The following is a 19,382-nucleotide window of genomic DNA, read 5'->3' as shown; positions in this document are numbered from 1 at the left end:
GATTGACCGATCGCGCTACCGGAAGCTCGGCGATCTTAGGTTAGATCAACACGGTTAACCGTGTCGCAGTCTCACGGATCATGACTGCTTGGGCATGGTTGCTGACGACGTCAGCAGCTCACGGATGAAAATATGTTAACAGCGGAAAGGAAAGTCAAGCCCCATGAAAGAAAAAAGCCCCTCTTTCGAGGGGCTGGGTGTAGTGCAGTTCAGTGATGGCGTTGATGCAGGCGATGCTTGTGGCACCAGTCCTTGATGTCGGGCCATTTTGCCCAAACAGCCATCCCGGAGCAGAAGAGAAGCAGGCAGGTCATGATGATCATGCCGAAAACGGTCTGACTCATTTCATTCCTCCTGGGTGAGAAAGATCCCGATGGACCAGATGATAACACCGACCAGGAAAGCGTACGCCGTCAGGAGCCGATGCTCGCTGAGGAATACACCTATCAGGGAGGCTGCAACAGCTGTAGTACCGATCTTGCGAAGATCATCTGCAATAGCAGATAGCTTCTTGGGAGGCATGGTTTTCCTCGCGTGAATCGCCGGAAAACCTCCCTGTCGGGGAATTTCCCGACGAGGGTGAGTGAAGGTGGATCAGCAGTTCATGGACGGCTCAATCGGAGCGATCAACTCGTTGAGAGAGCCTAGGCGAAGCGCATTGGTAGCGGCCTGAACCGGCTTGGTCTTGGGTTTGCGAGTACGCGGCTTTTTCACCTTCACCTGCACTTCACGGGTGTTGGCTTCATACCAGGCGTTGAGATCGACCTGTTTCTGGCGAACGATCGCGGGCACCTGACACATGTGCTCCAGGACCTGACCAGAAGGGTGAGGGGCTGCTGCCGGCATGGCCCGCTTGGCCATGAGAGGCTTGGCGGGTGCAGCGGGCGTGGACTGTTTGACCGCACGCAGGAATTCCCGGGTAACAGTACCGAGGGCGTAACCTGCGCGATAGCTGAACGTGGACATGGTGTTTCTCCTGCAGGTTGAAAATGCGGAGAAACACTGACCCCGACGGGGAAGTGAATTCCCCGCTGGGTTGGCGGAAGGTGCTTCTATCGACCGAGGTCGACCGGCCGCGCTACCAGAAGCTAAGCGGCCTTGGGTGGATCAACACGGAAAAACCGTGTCGCAGCCTTTCGGATCCAAGCTGCATGGGCATGTTGCTGACGACGTCAGCAAGGCACGCGCTTATCATCGAAGGGGGCTGGGAATGTGTCAAGCAAGGAGGGATGGGGAAAGCAGAGGGAAGGGGGGAGATGGAATAGCGACCGAGGGCAACCATGTCAGTAGTTACCCTCGGCTGAAGTCGGGGAAGCAGAATCGAGAAAAGTACGCCACCTGTGACAGTTGAAGCGTCGATCCCTGGGCATTGATCGTAACGTCTCACATCACCTGGCCGGTTATCGTGGCTGAGGCCAGCAATCAGAAGGCACGCATCCGCGCACAAAGGGAGCCCTGCGTTTCGCCGGCGGGCCACCGGCAGAGACAAGCAATACCCAATGGGTAGCCTGATGACCCTTCGCAAGGTCATCAGGCTACCCATGGAGAATTGGGAAAAGTGTGGGCCGCAACACCAGTGCGGCCCTTGGATCATGGTGCACCGAACCTCTTGAGAACCCTATGTGTCTGTGAACTCGCATTACACGAGTTGACGGCTGCGTGACTAGCAAAAGAACAGGGAGACACAGGGAGAATCATCAACCAGATCCGCACGCCCTTCCCGGAGCTCAGCGTGCTTTTGGTTTGGTGAGGAGGCGAACCTTCAACACCAGGGCGCTACTGATGACCGTCAGTAGCCAGCGGGGTGGAACAGTTGCTGATGGCATTATGTGTTCGACACCCCGAATTGGCAAGTGAACATACGGTTGCGAGCCTTGCCAGACGGGGGCTGCCGTTCAGTTCAAGGCGACAATTGCACCCTCGGGAATGACTGCTGGTAGGGCAATTCCGGTGCTCGCCGAGCGGGGTGATACCAGGATGCCAGAACGCTTCACCCCAACCAGCTCCGACTCCGTAGCACTCGCCAGCGCGTCCAGCATGCCACCTGGCCCGTCAGGGTAGTAGGTGTAGCTTCGGCCTCCGCTGACATAGGAGGAGATGCCAGTTGGCTTTCGGAACCATCCGGGAAGATTCAAGGCCGCATCTGCAGGATTGCCGGCGAATGCAGGATTCGCCTTGGCGAACTCCGCAGCTGCGGAACGATACACGAGCAGGCTTTGGCTCAATGTGTCGACGGTGGAGTATTCCGCGGCTGTGATGGCACGGTCATGGGTCTGCATCATCAGCCCACCTGAGAAGACTAGGACGACCAGGACAAGCCATAGGATTGGCATTCGCCAGAGCTCCGATTAGAACGCACAGAGTTTCATCATACCGGTGAAGCTCTTGGGTTGGTAGGTGCAGACTATTGTCCGCAGACGACAATAGTCTGCACACACAGAATCCCGATCTTTAAACATAGGCCGGGCTTTTGAAAAGCAAGCGTACTCAATGCCAGAAACACAACGCCGCATTCGGCCGTGTGCTGGCAGAGCTGCGCCGGAATCGGCAGCTGTCTCAGGAGGAACTCGGATTTGAAGCCAACTTCGACCGGACTTTCATCAGCCTCCTCGAGCGTGGCCGTCGATCGCCTACGCTCGACACGATATTCAGCCTCTGTCACGCGTTGGATATTCCCTTCAGCCAGCTGGCCCTGCTGATCGAGGCCAAGCTGGATGTAATGAATGCATAAAGAGCTCACGCTGGGCGAAGGCCTGGAACTCTACCGAGAAAAGGTATCGATCCTCAAAAAAGGGTATGTGCAAGAGAGCTACCGTATTGCACACATCCTGAAATCGCCGCTTGCCGCAAAACCGATGCGGGAGGTGACCAGTCCAGATATCGCCACCTTTCGCGACACACGACTGGCCCAGAAGAACCAGCGCACTGGGAAGCCAATTTCATCGGCAACAGTTCGACTGGAAATGTCGCTGTTGTCGAATGTGTTCGACGTCGGGCGGATCGAGTGGGGCGCCTGCGACTCAAATCCGGTCACAAACGTCCGCAAGCCAAAGTCACCTCCCGGGCGCGACCGGCGACTTCTTCCCCGGGAAGAGCGCCTGATCTTCCGCTATTGCCACAACCACACGACCAAGGAGCTCTACTCGCTGGTGATCCTTGCGCTGGAAACTGCAATGCGCCAGGGCGAGCTCCTGAAGCTGGAATGGCAACACATAAATCTGCGGAACCGGATCGCGCATTTGCCGGATACGAAGAACGGCTCGAAGCGCGATGTCCCTCTCAGCCTGAAAGCAAGGGAAGCCTTGATACGCCTTGGCGTGAAAACCAAGGGACGCGTCTTCAGCTACACGTCCAACGGTATTAAGTCGGCCTGGCGCGTGATGATGATGCGGCTCGGCATAGAGGATCTGCACTTCCACGATCTTCGACACGAAGCGTGTTCGCGGCTGTTTGAGTTGAACACCCTAGATGTCATGGAGATTGCCGCCATCTCAGGGCACAAGAGTCTCTCCATGCTGAAGAGATACACGCACCTGAAGGCCGTCAAACTAGTGAAGAAGCTGGAGGGGAATAAACACCGCGGCCAACAGGTCGTGATCAACCATCTGGTGCCCTACCCGGCCATCGCGGCCCAGACGCCGGAGGGCGTGGTTGTGCGCGTTCTAGACTTCGAGGGAGTATACGGCGAAGGAGATACACAGGAAAAGGCTCTACGAAGCGCTCAGGATGCCTTGCTGCGGCATCTCATGATCGCTCTGCGCGACAAACAACCCATCCCGGCACCAGACCAGTATCTGGAGTCGGTCGACGAGGACGAAATCATCATGCTCGATCCGCTCTGCACCTTCGAGGATCCACAGGCAGAGAGGCCTCACACTTTTTTACAGTGATTCGGTGAGGGGGCTTAGCTGGAATGGCGCGTAGCGCCTGGCCCGGGGAGATACAACCTTGCCAATCCGGGGTGTGGAAAGGTGCCTCGCCAGCAGAGCGCTGGGGTGGTGCATATTTCTATGCTAGTTGGGCTGCGGGTGGGTGCGGCGCTGGAAATCCAATTACAGGCTCTTGTAGTTGCCCAGCCGGATATAACGTGTTTACTCAGTTCGCAGTAGCTGTTGGTGGATGCCAACCCTGTATCTCATATGGCTGTTATAAACCATGACCATCTTGCCAATCCGGGGTGTGGCGATCTAATGGGGGAGGAGTAACAGGACACAAAAACTGTAGTTGGATTGTGGGCTCTCCATATCAAACGCGCATATGTCCATCCCCCAAAGTCCTGGTCGGCTTCAACTATATAGGCTATGGGTCCGGGTACTCGGATCACCACGCATATTGTTGCGAGCTTGAGTGACCATCTTGCCAAGATGAACCTACAGCCTCTTAAACCAAGCGATACGCTGGGAGCTGGTAGCGACGAGTGATCTGATCATGAAGCAATCGCTTGCTGAAAGGATCGTGCTGGTTGATTGGTAGCTGTACCAGCCTTCGGTATCAGCTTTTGATGCAGCCTCTACGAGGCCATTCACAACAATTTCTACTCCCATCGAGTCGCGCACATCCCCTCGTATTTGGGCATACACCAAGGCATTGGAGCCTAGGCAGTAATTGACGTTAAAGCTCAGTGGAGTACGGGGGCCAACATCAATGCCCCCCCCTGCTTTCCACACCCCGGATTGGCAAGATAGCGTGAGGCCGGCCGCGTTCCGGCCGACTAGGCCGTTCGGTGCGCAGCCCGTGCCCTCTGTGGCGACTCCACCGAGTTGTAGGTATTCACCCACGTAGGTCCGGCCATCTGATCGAACCTGTCCACCGCGCACTTGGCCCCCGGTGTAGATGCTCTTGTTCATCCAGGAGCGGACCCAGGTGCTGTCGCTCATGTACCACCCGCCACCCCATTTTTCGCTGTACCAGCCGCTGTCCCCCCGGGTTCTGAACCAGCCGTTGGTGTAGGTCTCACCACGGATGTCTGCATTCTGAGCAGTGATGTTGCCTTGGGCGATTACTTGACCACGGGCGTTCATGTTCTGCGCGTTCACATCGCCATTGGCGTTGACTGTGCCAGCCGCTTCGATGTTGTTCCCCCCCATGTTGAGGGCGGTGTTCATCCGGTTGAGTTCCGGTCTGCCAGGCACGGCGTTGCGATACAGGTAGTCGTTTGCGATAGCCCCGTCCTGAAAGAACAGAGCAGTTGCGAGCCGTCCCGCACCTGGGGACACGCCGTAGTTGCTCAGCGGCACCTGCCAGGCCGCGCCCTGGGCCACAGCTGTGTTGGTGGATGAGATGTAGCCGCCCTGGGCGCCGATGATCTGAGCGGCGCGACGGATGTCGATCTCTCCGGCTGCAGATCCTCCAGTGGTGATGATCAGGGTCTCCAACTGGTTGGCCTGGGGTTTGCGGGCCAGGATTCGGTAATCCTGGCCATAGATGTTCTGTTCACTGAACCCTGCTGGCAGGTACTTGGTGTTCTTCAGCATCGCGACAGTGATGACTGCCGGGGTGGTCGGCCCGGCCGCGGCGAGTACAGCGGCGAAATTGTCCTTGATGTATTTGCTGCCTGCCTCAGCGACCTTGATCTGCTGCTGCGCAGCCATCTGCTGGTTCAGCCCATCCAAGTGTTGCATGTACAGCTGCGTGCCTTTGACGACAGCGATCGCGATGACGGCCAAGGCAATTAGCAGCTCGACGCTGATGAAACCGCTGCTCCGTTTTTTCATGGTTAGCCCCATAGACTGGCCTGCTTCTGGCGGGTGGTATCGTCTTCGACCAGGTGGATTTCCTGCCGGCGGATCTTGTTGCGTATCGAGGGGGCGTCGGCGCCGGTCAGCAGTAGCGGCTCTGCCACCAGATGGCGTGTGATCCCGTTCGTATCCAAGGACTGGCAGATCACTGCCTGCAGGCCTTCGGCCGCTACTTCGTAGGCGTTGCCAGCCAAGGGTTTGGCGAGCGTGACCAGCTTCTCGATGGCTTGTGGCCCGGATTTGCTGTGCATGGTGGTGATGACCAGGTGACCGTTCAGCGAGGCCTTGCAGGCCTGGTAGGCGGTGTCCTCGTCGCGGATCTCGCCGATCAGCACCAGATCGGCGCCGGTGCGGAGCGTTCTGGTCAATGCCTCCGAGTAACCGCCAGATCGCCGTGAGGTCTGCACCTGGATGCAGCGGCCCAGTCCGTGCTGACCGTTCAGGTTGGTTTCCGTTGGATCTTCAACCGCGAACGCAATGCCGCCATGGCGGGTCAGTCGTTCGACGATCAGCGATGCCGCCGTAGATGTTTTGCCCGTACCCATATCGCCGCAGATCAGCACCAGGCCGCGCAGGCCTGGGTCGAGCAATGCCTCGGCCACTTCGCGGGGGAAGCCGAGCATGTTGAAGTCGCGGATTTGCGCATTGGACTTGCGCAGGACATAGACGCTGCCGCTGAACGCATCGTTGAACTGGGTGACCCGCAAGATGGTGCCCTCGACCGAAAGGGCGAACTCGGGGTCCTGACGCTCCTGGTAGACCGCCTGGCAGCGTTGGCGAAGTTCTTCGATTTCAGCGGCCCAAGCCTCCGGCACTGACACCCTTGAGGTGCCGGCGCCTTTCAAGCCCTTCACGTCCGCGAAATCGTCGCCGAAGTACAGGTCGACGAAGTCCGCTTCGGTGATCAAACTCACGAATTGACGGTCCAGGTGATGGTGTTGGTGGCTGCGCTGCAGCTGGTGGTGGCCGCTGCAGTCGTCACCTCTGCAGTGGTGGCGGTACCGCTGTTGATCTTGGTTTGCTCGTATTGGTTTTTGGCGACACGAGTGGCCAGAGCGATACAGGCATCCTTGGGCAGAGCCGAGCTGGTAATCGCAAAGCCCATGCCGGTCGAGGTGACGGTCACGGATCCACCGTAAACGTTGTAGAGCACGCCCGAGACGACACTCATATTCTTCGGCACACCGTTTACCGCGATGAGGCTGGTGACCAAGTTGGTGCCACTGGTGCCATAGCCATTCGAGCCTTTCAGCGCCCTGGTGTTGGTGGTCAGGGCGGCGATGTTGCCCTGCTCTTCGCTGATGTTGGATGAGCCGAACAGGCCGGCACCGCGGGATACCGCCAGGCCGATGCCGATGGCGACGATGATCAGGACGATGACTGCTTCGATGGAGACGAAGCCTTGTTGGTGGTGCGGGCGCTTCTTTGCGGTTTGCATCTGTGGATCCTCTTTGGGCTTGGGGTTCATTGCGCAATGCCGGCGCGGACGATGGCTTCCATCTCGTAGGTCCCGAGCAGGACCAGGATCATCATGGCGCCGACGAGCAGGAGAGACAGGCCGCGGATCAGGCCGGCGGCGGCGTCGACCTGTTTAAGGCTGGTATTGAGCCAGCGGTCGCTGAAGCGTAGGGCGGCTTCGGCGAAGCCTTTGCGGCTGGCCAGTACACTGAGGAACTGGATGGCCTGCTTGTCTGGAAACTCGTGTCCGGCGTTCTTCAGGGCTTGGCCAAAGTTCTGGCCCAGGCCGACGCCATAGCGAGTAGCCTCGATGCGTTGCTTGAGCCAGGGATTGGCGGTGCGGCTGAGCCTCTGCAGGCTGTCGTAGGGCTTGATGCCCGCACGAAGCATGACCGCGACGTTCAGCAGGAAGGTCGTGCCTTGTAGCGTCCGATAGATGGACCAGGGCGGTAGGCGATCGAGGAATACTCGCCCGCGCCCGGTGTAGTAGGGCAGTGTGGCGAAGACCAGGATCAGCAAAGCGATGCAGCCGCCCAAGGCATAAACGCCTTCGTCGGTCACGAACGTGGCGATGTCATAGAGCGCCGCAGCGGTGCCCGTCCAGGTCTTGGGATCGGACATGCGCGCCATGTTGGGCACCATCTTGTAGGAGATGACGCTCAGCAGGTAGATCAGCAAGGCCCACAGCATGCCCGGATAGAAGGTTGCCTGGGCCACCGATGACAATATCTTGCCGCGCGCCTCGATGAGGCGCACGCAGTCGTTCAGTGCACTGATGAGGTCGCCGCTTTCCTGGCCGGCATCGATGAGGGCGCGCTCCTGTGAGGGCAGCCAGGCCGCCATGGCGTCGGCGAGTACCTTGCCGTTGGAGACGCCCATAAAGGCCTCGCGGCTGGCGAGGGCGATGGGATGGTGCCTCTGCTTGCCACTGTCGCTGTAGATGCCATGAACCTCCCGCACGGCGTCCTTGAGCTGGACGCCGTTCTCCAGCAGGGTAGAGGCGCTTTCGTAGAACTGCAGGCGCTCTTTGGCCCCGAACTGGGTGCTGTACCAGCGCTCCTGGATGTCGCTCAAGAACTCGGCGAGCATCAGGCTGCCTCCTCTGGGTCGAGGACGTACAGGTCCATATCCAGCGGGCCGATGATGATCTCAGCCGCTGCCGGGTCGTAGAGGCCCTCGTTGATGCGGCGAATGGCATGCGCGTGCTTGGTGATGCCCTCCATGTGCTGTACCCAGTAATTGCGGGCTTCGGCGGGGCCTCGCTCGCGGAACACGCGCATGAACCGCAGGTTGGGCATGAGTACTTCGGCAACGACAGAGCGCCCGGAGAAGCCGGTCTGCCGGCAGTGATCGCAGCCCGGGCCGCGCACGTAGACCGTCTCGGCAGTGCAGGATTTGTCGATGCGCTCGACCAGGTTCTGGTCCAGATGCTGGCGGTGATCGACGAAGCGCTGCTTGCAGTGTTGGCAGAGCTTGGGCAGTAGGCTCTGGTTGATCATGCCGGTGAGCAGCGCAGGGTCGTACAGCAGGGTCGGATCGACGCCTAGGTCGAGCAAGCGCTGCAGGATGCCGATGGCGGTGTTGGTGTGCAGGGTCGACCAGACACCATGGCCGGTCATGGCGCCGCGCATTGCGGCAACGGCCGCGAACAGGTCACGGATCTCACCGTACATCAGATAGTCAGGGTCCAGGCGCATGCTGTTGCTGATCGCTGCCGCCCAGGCCTGGGTCTCAGCCTGCGGATCGGTTACGTCATAGACCAGAGGCGTCTGGTTCACCCCGTCGCCGTCGATGTTGTATTCGGGGGGATCCTCGACGGTCAAAATGTGTTTGGTCCCTCCCATCATCTGGTCCAGCAGGGTCAGCACGACCTTCAGGGTCATGGATTTGCCGGAGCCGGTGGGGCCGGAGAGGATGTTGATGCCATAGGGCAGCCGCATCATGCGCTGCAGCAGCTTGGTCTGCTCTGGCAGGTAGCCCAGATCCTCCAGGCTGTTCAGGCTGGCGTCGTTGTAGAGCAGGCGCAGCACCATGATGAAACCGTCGGCCCGGGGCCGGGTCGACACCCGCGCGCCATACAGCCCCAACTGGTCCACGAAGGCCTTGCTGACGCGGGCGTCCTGACTGAGGTGGGGCTGGAACAAGGATTCCGCTACGTCGCACATGGACTGGTAGATGGTCGAGCACAGCGGCTGGATCTGCTGGAAACGCGGTCGGGTGAAGGTGTTCAGCAGGCTATCTATGCGGAAGCGGATCTTGCTCTTGCCGTCATGGGCGACGATGAAATGGATGTCACTCGCTCGCTGCTCGCAGGCTTGGCGGATGATCTTGATGACCTCGGCCTGGTTGTGCGTGACCCGCTCACCGTCGCCGACGATGGTTTCACCGCCCTGGACGATCCCCGCCTTGTAGATACGGTTGATGTGGTCGAGGTCGGCCAGCTCCACCTGGTAATGGAAGTTGGAGCGCTCAAGTCGGTCGCAGAACGCCATGACGTGCAGGTCGTTCTGGTGACTGCCCGACACGAAGAGTGTGCCGTCTTCGGTGAGCGCCATGATCTCGCGCTGTTCTTTTGGCAGCTCCCAGTGTTCGCCAGGCGCGCTCAAGACGCGCGGGGGGAGCATAAGTGCCTTGTTTGCAACCGACAGGCTGGACATGACGGGTCCTCAGCGATCGTAGGTCGACGGGGGCATCTGGCCGGGCACCGCGCCAGGTAGAGCCGGCGCGATGGGCATGGCCAGTCCTTGTGGAGTCGACTCAACGGTGGGGGCCGTGTTGGAGAAGCCGACGGGGAAGCGCTTGCCGTCCTTGCTCAGCAGCACCTTGTCCAGGCTGATCGACTCCACGCGGTACCCCCCAGGCAGATCCTGGCCTTGGCCCGCATCGGCTTCATAACCGCCAGCGAACAAGAAGGAGGCCGTCATCTTGCCGCCAGAGCCGTAGATGGTCCTGACCACCGGTGCAGGCAACGACATCTCCGCCGGCGGCAGGGTCGAACTGATCGTCATTCCCTGCTCCAGGGTGACGTTGCGCCCCTGTAGCTTGGATCTGGCTTCCTCGAGGCGAACCTTGGCCTCGGCCAAGACGGTTTCGGCCTGGACGTCCGACAGCTCGCCCACTGTCGAGGAGGCATGGACCGGAAGCGCGAGCCCTGTCAGGTTGGCCAGCAGAAACAGCGACAGGGACAACAGCGCATCATTGAGGCTTCGCATAAATCTCTCCTGCTACAGACCAGGCGAGCTGGCTGTTCTTGAGGGTGGTTTCGATGAGCGTGGTGCGCACGCCTATGCCCGGCAGGTCTTCCAGTGAGAGCACCGGCGGCAGCGTCGATTCCGCATGGAAGGTGAACTTCGTCCAGGGCGGAGTGACTGTTATGGCTGGCTGGTCGTTACCCGGCAGTTGCTGGATCGGCTCGGCCTGGGCGGGGGCTAGCCGCGGTGCGATGCCTTGCTGGTAGAAGTAGCTGGTCACCGCCTGCAGGACCTGGTCCTGCGAGGGCAACTCCTCGTTGCTGCCAATAGCCACCTTGAGCGGGACGCGCACGCCGACCGTATTACCGTCGTCGATCAGGAAGGCAGGGGCCTCTTCGAACAACAAGGCAGACGCTTCGGTGAATTGCTTGGCGGTGCTGGTCCCAGCCCGCTGGTAGGTGGCGGCCAACGCCAGGCCATCGCACGTGGCCGACTCGAACTGCCAGCCAGCGATCGACAGCGGCAATACCCGTTCGGCCTTGCTGCAGGCCTTCACCAGGTCCTGGGTGTCCGGCATCGAGGCCCATGGATGTTCCAGCGCGGCGAGATCCAGTGGCGACTTGGCCTGGGCGTTCTTGGTCGCCAGCTCAGCCAGGCGCTGCCTTTCGGCTTCCAGAGCCGCTTGCCGAGCCAGCTCCTCCTGGTGGGACTGCCACAGATGGAAGCCGATGCCGGCGCCGAAGAGCAGCCCGGTGCAGACGCCGACGGCGATCAGTTCCTTGCGCGATAGGCCGAATGTGAGTTGACGTAATTTGTACCCATTGCGCAAGCGCTTGGGGGCGAGCAGTTCCTCGATGTCAAAAGGCCTGACGTCGAAGCCGAATCCCTCCGGCACGAAGAGCTGGGCGTTCTTCAGCAGGCCGCGGTTCTGCAGGACGGTGATGCGTTGTTTCGCATCGGCGAACGTCGTGACCAGATCCCCGCCGGGAATGATTGCCCCCTCGGCGGTGCCGGCGATGGCGTATAGGTCCTCGTCGATCTTCCAGCAGGCCACGAAGTCCGCATCGAACTGGCCGGCCAGCGCCGTGGCCATCGAGTACATGCCCTTGACCGCGCCCAATTTCTTGGCGACGAAGCCCGCCTGAATCTTGGTGGGTGCCTCTCGGATGGCCACGATATCCAGCCCGTGCTCCTTGCCGTAGGCACGCGCCTCCTTCATGAGCTGCCGGGGAGTGCTCAGTGGATGCCAATAAAGGCCGGTCACGAACTTGCGGCCGTTATAGGTCAGGACGCGGACCCAGGATGCTGGGTCGGGGCGGGTGATGTCATTTTCCATGGTCAGCCCATCACCACCGGCGTAATCAGAACCACGATGACGTTTCGTCCGGTATTACGCATGCGCCCGCCGCCCAGGCCGAAGAAATCGGAATCGCCGGTACCGAGCTTGCTGCTGTCCTCCGTGTCTTGCTCGAAGCCGCTGAGTACCAGGGTTTCGCCACTACGCAGCCTCACCTTCTGGTCGAAGATCTGCACGCCGAAGCTGGGAAATTGAGCTCTGGACTCGCCGCTAGTGACCGTCTCGAATGTCGGCTCAGAGGACATGTTAATGTTGATCTTCAGCAGCAGCTCGCTGTCCGGCATGACGAAGGGGATCAGCGACATGTTGTAGCCGCTGGTCACAGTGCCTGGGATCAGGGAAGTGGTAGTTCCCACTTGCGCCACGCTGCTGACCTGGCTGGAGGCGAGATAGCTCTTGAGCCAGCCAATCTGGATCGGCGCTGACTGCAGGTTGAGTGTCGTGACCGAGGGGGAACGCACGCTCAGGATGCGGCTCTGCTGCGACAGCGCCTGGAGCATCGCGTTGGAGCCTGCCCATGCACTGTTCGCCGTGTCCAAGATGCTGACCGAACCTGAGACCGCACTCGGGTCGATTCCGGGCGTAGTGTTCTTGAGTGAAATGCCCCACTTGTTGCTCAGCGACCTGTAGACAAGATCCCAATCGATGCCGATTTGGTCGCGATCCGTGAGCTCCACCGTGACGACTTTGACGTTGAGGATCACCTGCTTGGTGATGCTGTCGTTTTCATGGTTGATGGCCAGCTCGACCCTGCGCAGCACGTCCGGTCGGTCGGTGACGGTCAGGGTGCCGGTGGCACGGGACAGCGCCATACGACCGACACCTGGCGTGAGCATCGATTTAACGCTGCCCTCAATGTCATTCAGGATCGAGGTCTTGAGGGAGACGCTGGTGGACTGAGTGCTGCCAGAGTCACCGCTGATGCCCGATGAACCGCCGCCACCTCCGCCAGAGGAGCCGTCTCCGCTGGCCCCGGTGGATGCGGTCATGCCGGAGCGGACGGTGGAGTCGACTTGGGTCGTATCGTCGAAGGCATAGACCCGGAAGGTCTTGGTATCGAGGTAGTAGATGACGACCGCCTTCTCAGCGGGGTCGAACCGCCAGGACACCCCGCCGCGCGAGGTGATCAAATCGAGGAAGCCCGAGACCTTGTCGTTCCAACTGATGTTGGAGATCAGGCGCGAGCCGCCGGCCCCGAGCCCACCGAGTGAGCCAAAGTTATTGCCCAGCGATCCTCCGGCACCGGCCACAGAGCTTGGGAACAGCATGCTTGCCATATCCTGGTTGGACGGGATGGTGGGCGGGGAGCTGCTGGTCACGGTCGGCGCCGAGATCAACCCCGCGGGGTTGAGCGCATCAGGCGTGATTTGCACGTTCAGCTTGCATTGGCTGATTACTTCCTGCGCCGCCTGCTGAAGGGAGACGCTGCCAACCGGCTTCCAGATGAAGGTGCAGTCCTGGTGCTTAGTCAGCCCGCGCTTCGAAACGATCGGTTGGGTACTGACCCAGGGCCTGTCGGAGAAAACGACGGTATCGCGCTCCGGTTCCGCCTGGTTGTTGCGCAGGGATGCCGCAATGGCGCTGGCAGAGTCGGCGGCAACCTCGCTGCGCTGCATCGACTCGTTGACGCGCTGAATCCCGCATCCGGAAATGACCAGGGCCAACAGGGTGAGAACGGCGATGGATTTCAGGTTGGGCTTGATCATCATTTTTTCTCGACGACCTCGATCAGCTGCTGGGAGGGAGGCGAAATGTTGACGTAGAACGGACGCGGCGCCCTGTCGTACAGCGGGAAGACCTGGCTGATGGCTTCAGGGAAAGTGCCCTCGAAGCGCAGGGGCGCCTCGATCGGGTAGTCCAACCCGACCGCTCGCCAGATAACCGTCCAGTTAGCGCGTTTGGCCCAGTCCTCCACGGAGTCGCGAAGTGTTGAACCAGATGCGGCCATCCATATCTGAGGCAGCGGCCGCGGAGCCGGGGCAGGGGGCGCAGCGGTCTTGGTCGACAGACCGGCAACTGCGACCTGCGTGCTGGCGGTGCTTGGCTTGGAAACGGCGTCCACGTCGCCAGGGCCTTTGGCCTGGCCTGGTGCCGCGGAAGTAGTGGCCGTGGCAATAGGGCCATCCTTGGCGGGTGCCACTGGGGAGAGCACAGGATGCTGCGTGGGACTGCTGGAGGCCTTCGGGAGAGTTGCAGTAGGTGCAGGGTTGATGGCGGGAGGTGTCGTTACCGTTGAAACGATAACGCCGCTATTGGAGGTGGAGTCGCCAGAAGTGCTGTTGCCTGACGCCTGCGTCGACAGTGTGGCGTTCTTCTTAGCGTAGAGCGTGGTCGAGGGTTGCGGCGGATCGGGCAACTGATAGCCCGGGCGCAGCACGAAGCACACCTGGCGGTTGACCTCGTCCACCTTCACCTGCCAGGCAGGACCCGACAGCACCTGCAGGGTGTTACGCAGGGTCATGGGCCCGAGCTTGTACTGGGCGGCAGGTAGGGGCCGGGTGTACAGGATGTTGACGTGCCCGCTGTCAGTTGGGCAGAGCGAGTAGCCTGAGCGCTCGACGACATACTGCATCGCATCGCGGACATTCGGGTGCATGTTCGCCGGGATCGTCACGTCGATGATCTGCGCCATCAGGTCACGCTGGCTAGCGTCGGGCTGGGTACTGACGAGCGTGTAGCGGCCGTATCGCACGACTGGCTCTTTCTCGGCGACCGCACCGTTGGGGTACAGGTCGGGGGCGAGCAGGTCAGGGTTGCGGCTGCTGTCGAAAGCCAGTTTGGGCTGTTCAACTTTCTGGGTGGTGCAGCTGGCGACGAGCGCGAGCAGCGAGAGAGTGGTCAACTGCCTGATCATGTACCGAGAGGCCCCCTTTGATGATGGGGGCCACGTTGGCAGGCCTATTGCCATGGTGCAGCAGGAAATACATACACCAGCAGGCCGGCATTTTTTTTGACTCACGCCGAGTGAAAAATGCAGCCCTGCTAGGCTAAGTGTTTCCGAGAGAGGGGAGATGACAGAAGTTCGTGTTGATCAACGAATTTCCGTGAGACTTCAGTGAGGCAATGCTCGTCATGAAGTGCTGCCATCGATCCCAAACAGCGAGCAGTGACCGACAGCGGTTGACTCAAGCCGGATGGTCGCGACAGGCAGGAGCCGGCCAGGAGCGGTCATCCGTGACCGGCAGCAGTCGACCCTTATGGAAAGCTTTCCATAAGGGTCGTTATGCAAAGTTCCCGATTATGGAAAGGAGCGGGGTGCAGCTCGCGCCGACGCCCGGAGGGCGGCGGCGGGAGTGGGCTGCGGCATTTTCATAATCACAAGGTCTTCAGGAAGTCGATCAGCGAGTCAGGTGCCCGGTAACGCTGGATGTTGGCGTCCGGTTCATGAAGCTTGGCCAGCGCCCTTTCCTTCATCGCCAGATCGGCCTCGACGTACTGATGGGTCGTGACCGGACTCTCATGGCCCAGCCACAGCGCGATCACGCTGATGTCGACGCCGGCCTGCAGGAGATGCATCGCCGTCGTGTGGCGAATCACATGGGGCGAAACGTGGCGCTTCGCTAGATCCGGATAGGTCTGGGTCGCGGTGCGTACTGCCAATGCCAATCGGAGGGCGACATTGGTGCGCGTCATCGCATGCCCGTTGCGGTTGGGCAACAACGGTGATCCTGGCACGAGCTGAGGGTTTTGCTTCAACCAGGCTCGGACGGTCCTGACCGTCGAGCGCCACAGCGGAACGCTGCGCTGCTTGCGGCCCTTGCCGTGCAGATGAACGCAGCCGGCACGCTCATCCAGCACCACATTGCCGACCTTGACCCCGGTGATCTCGGACACGCGTGCGCCCGTGTTGTAGAGCATCAGGAACAGCACGTGGTCACGCCGGCCGATCCACGTTTCATTGGGCGCATCGATTACGGCCAGCATTTCCTCGCGGGACAGGTAGCCGAACATCGGGCGCTCGAAACGCTTTGCGGGTATGCCGAGCGCGCGCTCGACCACCAGCAGGGACGACACATCCCGACGGCCGGCGAACTTGAGGAATGACCGTAACGCGGCCAGGCGCGCGTTGCGACTGCGCACGCAATTGTGGCGCTGCTCTTCAAGGTGAACGAGGAACGCCGTGATCAGTTCCGGCGTCATGTCCGCGAGCACAATCGCGGCCGGCGATTTGCCCAGTCGGGACTGCGCAAATTCGAGGAACAGCACAAAGGCATCGCGGTAGGCAGCTATGGTCTGGGGGCTGAGCGCCCGCTGCTGGGTCAGGTACTCGGCAAAGTAGGCCTGTACGAGCGCGGCGAATGACGGCGGCGTCTTGGCGGGCTTACTCATAGTCGGCTCCCGCCAGTTCGACGAAGCGCTCGAACTTGCCTCCGGCCAGGGCCATCAGTTCAGGGACCGCCGAGAGATACCAGTACGTGTGGGAGATCTTGGTGTGTCCCAGGTAGGTCGACAGGGCCAGCATCATCTGGTCGACGTCAGTGCCTTCACGATGCCAGAGCATCAAGCGTCTGACGGCAAAGGTATGCCGTAGATCATGCAGGCGTGGCGCGGCATGCGCGCCTCGATTGACCCAATCGAGCCCATCCCGTAATCCGTTGAAGACGCGATGAACCTGTCGATCGCCAAGCGGTTGCCCCAACCGCCGACCCCGGCTGCCAATGAAGAACGGCGTGTCGGCCGCCGTCGGCACGTGCCGCATGCGCTGCCGCCGGTAGCGTGCCAGCGCTGCGACCGTGCTCGGATGCAAGGGCAATTGGCGCGACTTGGCGAACTTGGTCTGCCGCACGATCAGCATCCCGCGCTTGAGATCGACGTCGGCATCGCGCAGGTGAAGGGCTTCGGAAACCCGTAGGCCGGTCGATGACATCAGGCCAAACAAGGTTTCGAAGGCCGCCGGACGCAGGCTGCCGCGTGGCCCGAGTGTGCGGGCCGCGGCCAAGAGTTCGACGATCTCCTCCTCGCGGTAGATGTGCGGCGCCACGCGACCGGGCTCGGGGCCGAAGATCGACGCGTCGGGCATCTCGGGCTGCGGCTCGAACTGTTGCAGGTAGCGGATGAAGCGGCGCAGCTTCTCCATCCGACGATACCAGGTCTCCGGCGTACCAAGCCCCCCTTTGCCGGTTCGCACCCAATTGGCCATCAGCTCGACGGTCAGCGGGCCGTGGTGGTGCCGATCGGCGACGAACTGCGCAAAGTCGGCCAGGAGCGTGTCGTGGGAGTGCAGCTCGAACCCCAGCCGACGGCGCTCAGCCAGATAGTCGGCGACTCTCGTCTGTAGGCGGATGTGCGCACTCATGATTCGCTCCCAGGCCATGGAAGCGGCACCGTGGAGAGCTTGGGCGTATCGAGCTTGGCGTAGATCAGTGTCGTGTTCAGGGAACGGTGGCGCAGAAGATCGGCGACTTCCTTCAGGGAACTGCCGTGCTCCACCAGCCGGCACGCGAAGGTGTGGCGCAGGGCATGCGCTCCAGAATGCGCCAGACCGCAGCGCCGATAGGCACGCGTGATCACTTTCTGGATTGCAAGCGACGTAATGGGCCGGTCGCGCGCGCCCTGACGACGAACAAAGATGGCCGGATGGGACGTCGGCGGTCGCTCGTGCTGCAGATAGTCCGCAAGTGCCTGCCCGGTCTCGGCTGGCAAGGGCAGAATGTCCTGCCGGCACGACTTTGTGCCCCTCAACGCAACCGTCCCGGCGCGCCAGTCGATGTCACTGATCGTCAGGCAGGCAATCTCGCTGGCCCGCAGGCCCAAGTCGAGCGCACAACGAACAATGGCATAGCCGCGCTTCGGCCACCGCCGGGCGAACGTGAAGGAATCCAGGAGTTGTGCCACCTCTTCCGTCGTCAGCGCGTGCGGCAAGCTCGCCAGTCTCCAATGCGCTGGGGATGAAATGACAGCGGTTAGCGCATCGACGGGATCGCCGCAAGCGCGTCGGTATCGGAGGTAGCTGCGCAGTCCCGAAGCCAGCTTGGATGCATTGGAAGGGGTTTGGCGAGCAGCCAGCTGGTCTGCAAGAAACTGCCGCACATCGCCTGGACGCAGTCGGGCGATATCGACGACACCGTCTCCAAATGTCTGATGCAGGAATCGGCCCACCACGCGCAACTGGAGGATCCGACTACCCGATGACAGCCCACGCAGATCGCGCAGGTACGCATCGTAGTGCCGCAGTTCTTCGCCGATGTGATTCGGGGATGTCTCGGTGGTCCGTGCGATCGGCGCAGACCGGGGTGTGTTGACGTTCATGGTCGTCTCCTGAAGTAGAGTTCCCACTTCAGGAAAGCCAAGAAATTATGTCGAGCTTGTCGCCGCCTTACGACCAATCCTCTCACATGCCGCCTGGTCCTGAACGTCCATCACGATGGCAACTTTCCATAATCGAGAACTTTGCATAACGACCCAAGGCTGACGTTGGCTCAACCCAGCGGACGGTGTTCAACCTGTTCGCAGTAATGGCGAACGTTTGCCGTCAGGTCAGGCGGACACACGCCGCACTGGTGATCCCCGGGACAGTATGATCAGTTCTCTTGGAGCAGGGTTGAAGAGCCGCTTGTTGCCAAGGGTTGAGTGACGCCGGTCACCGATCGACTTTCCACACGCTGAGCCAGCGCCATGGCAGGGATAGATGTCCATCCGGTCGCCAAGCGGCAGGTAACGATCAAAGAGGGAGTGGAACAACTCGCCGACCAGTTTTCGCTCGCTGCCCTCGCCAAGCAAATCGGGGTCCCGACAGCGAGGTTGAACAGCGTGTCGCCGATGAACAGGGCGAATGGCTTGTTGCTCTGCTGCGCATCGAACAGCAACAGCGAAATGTGTTCGGGTGTATGCCTAGGCGAATGCATGATCTGCCTCCGTACCTGACCGAGCCCCAATGTATCGCCACCTCTATGAAAAGGCAGGGCGGGGTTGCCCAATATTTATTCGGACGATGTGTGCTGCTGGTCGTTCAGGCTTTCGGCCGATCACTGCTCCACATCTCCAGGCTGCAAGCCGACGACGAACTCGACTCGCAGGCCATCATCATGGGACACGAACTTGAGCTCGCAGTCACAGCGCTCTGCGATCGCCTTGACGATGGACAGTCCCAGCCCACTGCCATCGCCTTGGCTGCTTCGCCAGAAACGTTCGGTGAAGCGCTCGACCAGTTCGGGCGCAATGCCCGGCCCCTGATCCTGCACGGTGAAGCGGATCTTGCTTTCGCCCAGTTGCTCCAGCGTCAGGCAAACGACTGTGCCGTCCCGCGTATGGCGACGAGCGTTGTCCAGGAGGTTGCGCAGGGCTGCAATAGCCAATAGAGGTGGCATCGCCAGAACGCTGCGAGACACGTTGTCAGTCGCGTGCAACTCGACAGGTGGGCCGGCCTGCTGGCTGGCGTCGGTAATCGCCAGTTGCGCCACTTCGAGTGCGCTGCAGCGAAGGCCGTCATCGAAGGAAACCCGGCCTTCCACGCGCGCGAGCAGGAGCAACTGTTCCAGCGTGCGATGCAGGCGATCGGTGCCGATTTCCGCCTGGGCCAGGGCACGTTTGGCGGTGTCACCCGCGGTCATGGCCGCGACCTGCAGGTGAGTCTTGATTGCCGTCAGCGGGCTGCGTAATTCATGTGCGGCGTCATCGGTCAGTCGCCGTTCGCGCTCG

Annotated in this window: 19 protein-coding genes; 2 read left to right on the top strand and 17 right to left on the bottom strand. The window is 60.8% G+C overall.

The features are described 5' to 3' along the window. Positions 1-209 precede the first annotated feature (209 nt). The 3 genes from R3355_RS23025 to pilM form a co-directional block, all read right to left on the bottom strand. Positions 210-344 carry a hypothetical protein gene (locus R3355_RS23025; RefSeq protein ID WP_318963433.1) on the bottom strand — a complete coding sequence of 45 codons (135 nt, stop codon included), beginning with the start codon at positions 342-344 and terminating at the stop codon, positions 210-212. A 250-nt stretch (positions 345-594) separates the two neighbouring features. Next, positions 595-966 carry a hypothetical protein gene (locus R3355_RS23020; RefSeq protein WP_318963432.1) on the bottom strand — a complete coding sequence of 124 codons (372 nt, stop codon included), beginning with the start codon at positions 964-966 and terminating at the stop codon, positions 595-597. A gap of 929 nt (positions 967-1,895) precedes the next feature. Next, positions 1,896-2,282, bottom strand: coding sequence for a type IV pilus biogenesis protein PilM (gene pilM / locus R3355_RS23015; RefSeq protein ID WP_170827702.1), 387 nt, complete (start codon positions 2,280-2,282; stop codon positions 1,896-1,898). Between the two features lie 188 nt (positions 2,283-2,470). Here pilM and R3355_RS23010 point away from each other — a divergent pair, with 188 nt between their 5' ends. After that, the gene (locus R3355_RS23010) at positions 2,471-2,731 is read left to right on the top strand and encodes a helix-turn-helix transcriptional regulator (RefSeq protein ID WP_318963428.1); all 261 of its coding nucleotides are present in this window, start codon (positions 2,471-2,473) and stop codon (positions 2,729-2,731) included. Further along, positions 2,724-3,890 carry a tyrosine-type recombinase/integrase gene (locus tag R3355_RS23005; protein WP_069897740.1) on the top strand — a complete coding sequence of 389 codons (1,167 nt, stop codon included), beginning with the start codon at positions 2,724-2,726 and terminating at the stop codon, positions 3,888-3,890. Before R3355_RS23010 ends, R3355_RS23005 begins: the two co-directional genes overlap by 8 nt. A gap of 480 nt (positions 3,891-4,370) precedes the next feature. Here the strand turns inward: R3355_RS23005 and pilV are convergent, their stop codons facing one another. From pilV to R3355_RS22935, 14 genes are all read right to left on the bottom strand, one after another. Beyond that, positions 4,371-5,714: a shufflon system plasmid conjugative transfer pilus tip adhesin PilV gene (gene pilV, locus R3355_RS23000; protein ID WP_318963427.1), complete on the bottom strand. Its 1,344-nt coding sequence runs from the start codon at positions 5,712-5,714 to the stop codon at positions 4,371-4,373. Positions 5,715-5,716: 2 nt separating this feature from the next. Further along, on the bottom strand, positions 5,717-6,652 hold the full coding sequence (locus R3355_RS22995) for an ATPase, T2SS/T4P/T4SS family (RefSeq protein WP_318963426.1): 936 nt from the start codon (positions 6,650-6,652) through the stop codon (positions 5,717-5,719). Beyond that, complete coding sequence (locus R3355_RS22990) at positions 6,649-7,176, bottom strand: type 4 pilus major pilin (protein WP_069901043.1); 528 nt, start codon at positions 7,174-7,176, stop codon at positions 6,649-6,651. The genes R3355_RS22995 and R3355_RS22990 overlap by 4 nt, the downstream gene beginning before the upstream one ends. Before the next feature lie 26 nt (positions 7,177-7,202). Continuing rightward, on the bottom strand, positions 7,203-8,285 hold the full coding sequence (locus R3355_RS22985) for a type II secretion system F family protein (protein WP_318963423.1): 1,083 nt from the start codon (positions 8,283-8,285) through the stop codon (positions 7,203-7,205). Continuing rightward, the gene (locus R3355_RS22980; RefSeq protein WP_318963422.1) at positions 8,285-9,820 is read right to left on the bottom strand and encodes a GspE/PulE family protein; all 1,536 of its coding nucleotides are present in this window, start codon (positions 9,818-9,820) and stop codon (positions 8,285-8,287) included. The genes R3355_RS22985 and R3355_RS22980 overlap by 1 nt, the downstream gene beginning before the upstream one ends. 42 nt (positions 9,821-9,862) lie before the next feature. Continuing rightward, positions 9,863-10,408: a type IV pilus biogenesis protein PilP gene (gene pilP, locus R3355_RS22975; RefSeq protein ID WP_025167058.1), complete on the bottom strand. Its 546-nt coding sequence runs from the start codon at positions 10,406-10,408 to the stop codon at positions 9,863-9,865. After that, complete coding sequence (gene pilO2 / locus R3355_RS22970) at positions 10,392-11,723, bottom strand: type 4b pilus protein PilO2 (RefSeq protein WP_318963421.1); 1,332 nt, start codon at positions 11,721-11,723, stop codon at positions 10,392-10,394. The genes pilP and pilO2 overlap by 17 nt, the downstream gene beginning before the upstream one ends. A 2-nt stretch (positions 11,724-11,725) precedes the next feature. Continuing rightward, positions 11,726-13,450, bottom strand: coding sequence for a PilN family type IVB pilus formation outer membrane protein (locus R3355_RS22965; protein ID WP_318963420.1), 1,725 nt, complete (start codon positions 13,448-13,450; stop codon positions 11,726-11,728). Next, the gene (locus R3355_RS22960; protein ID WP_318963418.1) at positions 13,450-14,598 is read right to left on the bottom strand and encodes a TcpQ domain-containing protein; all 1,149 of its coding nucleotides are present in this window, start codon (positions 14,596-14,598) and stop codon (positions 13,450-13,452) included. The genes R3355_RS22965 and R3355_RS22960 overlap by 1 nt, the downstream gene beginning before the upstream one ends. Positions 14,599-15,059: 461 nt before the next feature. Further along, positions 15,060-16,073, bottom strand: a complete 1,014-nt coding sequence (locus R3355_RS22955) for a tyrosine-type recombinase/integrase (RefSeq protein ID WP_318963416.1) — start codon at positions 16,071-16,073, stop codon at positions 15,060-15,062. Then, on the bottom strand, positions 16,066-17,040 hold the full coding sequence (locus R3355_RS22950; protein ID WP_318963415.1) for a tyrosine-type recombinase/integrase: 975 nt from the start codon (positions 17,038-17,040) through the stop codon (positions 16,066-16,068). Before R3355_RS22950 ends, R3355_RS22955 begins: the two co-directional genes overlap by 8 nt. Further along, the gene (locus R3355_RS22945; protein WP_318963414.1) at positions 17,037-17,993 is read right to left on the bottom strand and encodes a tyrosine-type recombinase/integrase; all 957 of its coding nucleotides are present in this window, start codon (positions 17,991-17,993) and stop codon (positions 17,037-17,039) included. Before R3355_RS22945 ends, R3355_RS22950 begins: the two co-directional genes overlap by 4 nt. A 272-nt stretch (positions 17,994-18,265) precedes the next feature. Beyond that, entirely contained in the window at positions 18,266-18,589 is a 324-nt protein-coding gene (locus R3355_RS22940; RefSeq protein ID WP_318963413.1) for a hypothetical protein, read from the bottom strand. A 120-nt stretch (positions 18,590-18,709) separates the two neighbouring features. Beyond that, positions 18,710-19,382: ATP-binding protein (locus tag R3355_RS22935; RefSeq protein ID WP_318963412.1), on the bottom strand; the 673-nt coding region annotated here is incomplete at its 5' end.

It is taken from the genome of Pseudomonas sp., assembly GCF_033723075.1.
GTDB lineage: Bacteria > Pseudomonadota > Gammaproteobacteria > Pseudomonadales > Pseudomonadaceae > Aquipseudomonas.
The sequence above is the reverse complement of the archived record's forward strand: the minus strand, read 5'-3'. Positions and strand labels throughout refer to the sequence as shown.

Excerpts from the sequence above, each read along its gene's own strand:
- pilM (WP_170827702.1), bottom strand. The coding sequence starts at position 2,282 with ATGATGCAGACCCATGACCGTGCCATCACAGCCGCGGAATACTCCACC.
- R3355_RS22965 (WP_318963420.1), bottom strand. The coding sequence starts at position 13,450 with ATGATCAAGCCCAACCTGAAATCCATCGCCGTTCTCACCCTGTTGGCC.
- pilP (WP_025167058.1), bottom strand. The coding sequence starts at position 10,408 with ATGCGAAGCCTCAATGATGCGCTGTTGTCCCTGTCGCTGTTTCTGCTG.
- R3355_RS23025 (WP_318963433.1), bottom strand. The coding sequence starts at position 344 with ATGAGTCAGACCGTTTTCGGCATGATCATCATGACCTGCCTGCTTCTC.
- R3355_RS22980 (WP_318963422.1), bottom strand. The coding sequence starts at position 9,820 with ATGCTCCCCCCGCGCGTCTTGAGCGCGCCTGGCGAACACTGGGAGCTG.
- R3355_RS23020 (WP_318963432.1), bottom strand. The coding sequence starts at position 966 with ATGTCCACGTTCAGCTATCGCGCAGGTTACGCCCTCGGTACTGTTACC.
- R3355_RS22955 (WP_318963416.1), bottom strand. The coding sequence starts at position 16,073 with ATGAGTAAGCCCGCCAAGACGCCGCCGTCATTCGCCGCGCTCGTACAG.
- R3355_RS22960 (WP_318963418.1), bottom strand. The coding sequence starts at position 14,598 with ATGATCAGGCAGTTGACCACTCTCTCGCTGCTCGCGCTCGTCGCCAGC.
- R3355_RS22950 (WP_318963415.1), bottom strand. The coding sequence starts at position 17,040 with ATGAGTGCGCACATCCGCCTACAGACGAGAGTCGCCGACTATCTGGCT.
- R3355_RS22985 (WP_318963423.1), bottom strand. The coding sequence starts at position 8,285 with ATGCTCGCCGAGTTCTTGAGCGACATCCAGGAGCGCTGGTACAGCACC.
- R3355_RS22945 (WP_318963414.1), bottom strand. The coding sequence starts at position 17,993 with ATGAACGTCAACACACCCCGGTCTGCGCCGATCGCACGGACCACCGAG.
- R3355_RS22940 (WP_318963413.1), bottom strand. The coding sequence starts at position 18,589 with ATGCATTCGCCTAGGCATACACCCGAACACATTTCGCTGTTGCTGTTC.
- pilV (WP_318963427.1), bottom strand. The coding sequence starts at position 5,714 with ATGAAAAAACGGAGCAGCGGTTTCATCAGCGTCGAGCTGCTAATTGCC.
- R3355_RS22990 (WP_069901043.1), bottom strand. The coding sequence starts at position 7,176 with ATGCAAACCGCAAAGAAGCGCCCGCACCACCAACAAGGCTTCGTCTCC.
- pilO2 (WP_318963421.1), bottom strand. The coding sequence starts at position 11,723 with ATGGAAAATGACATCACCCGCCCCGACCCAGCATCCTGGGTCCGCGTC.
- R3355_RS23005 (WP_069897740.1), top strand. The coding sequence starts at position 2,724 with ATGCATAAAGAGCTCACGCTGGGCGAAGGCCTGGAACTCTACCGAGAA.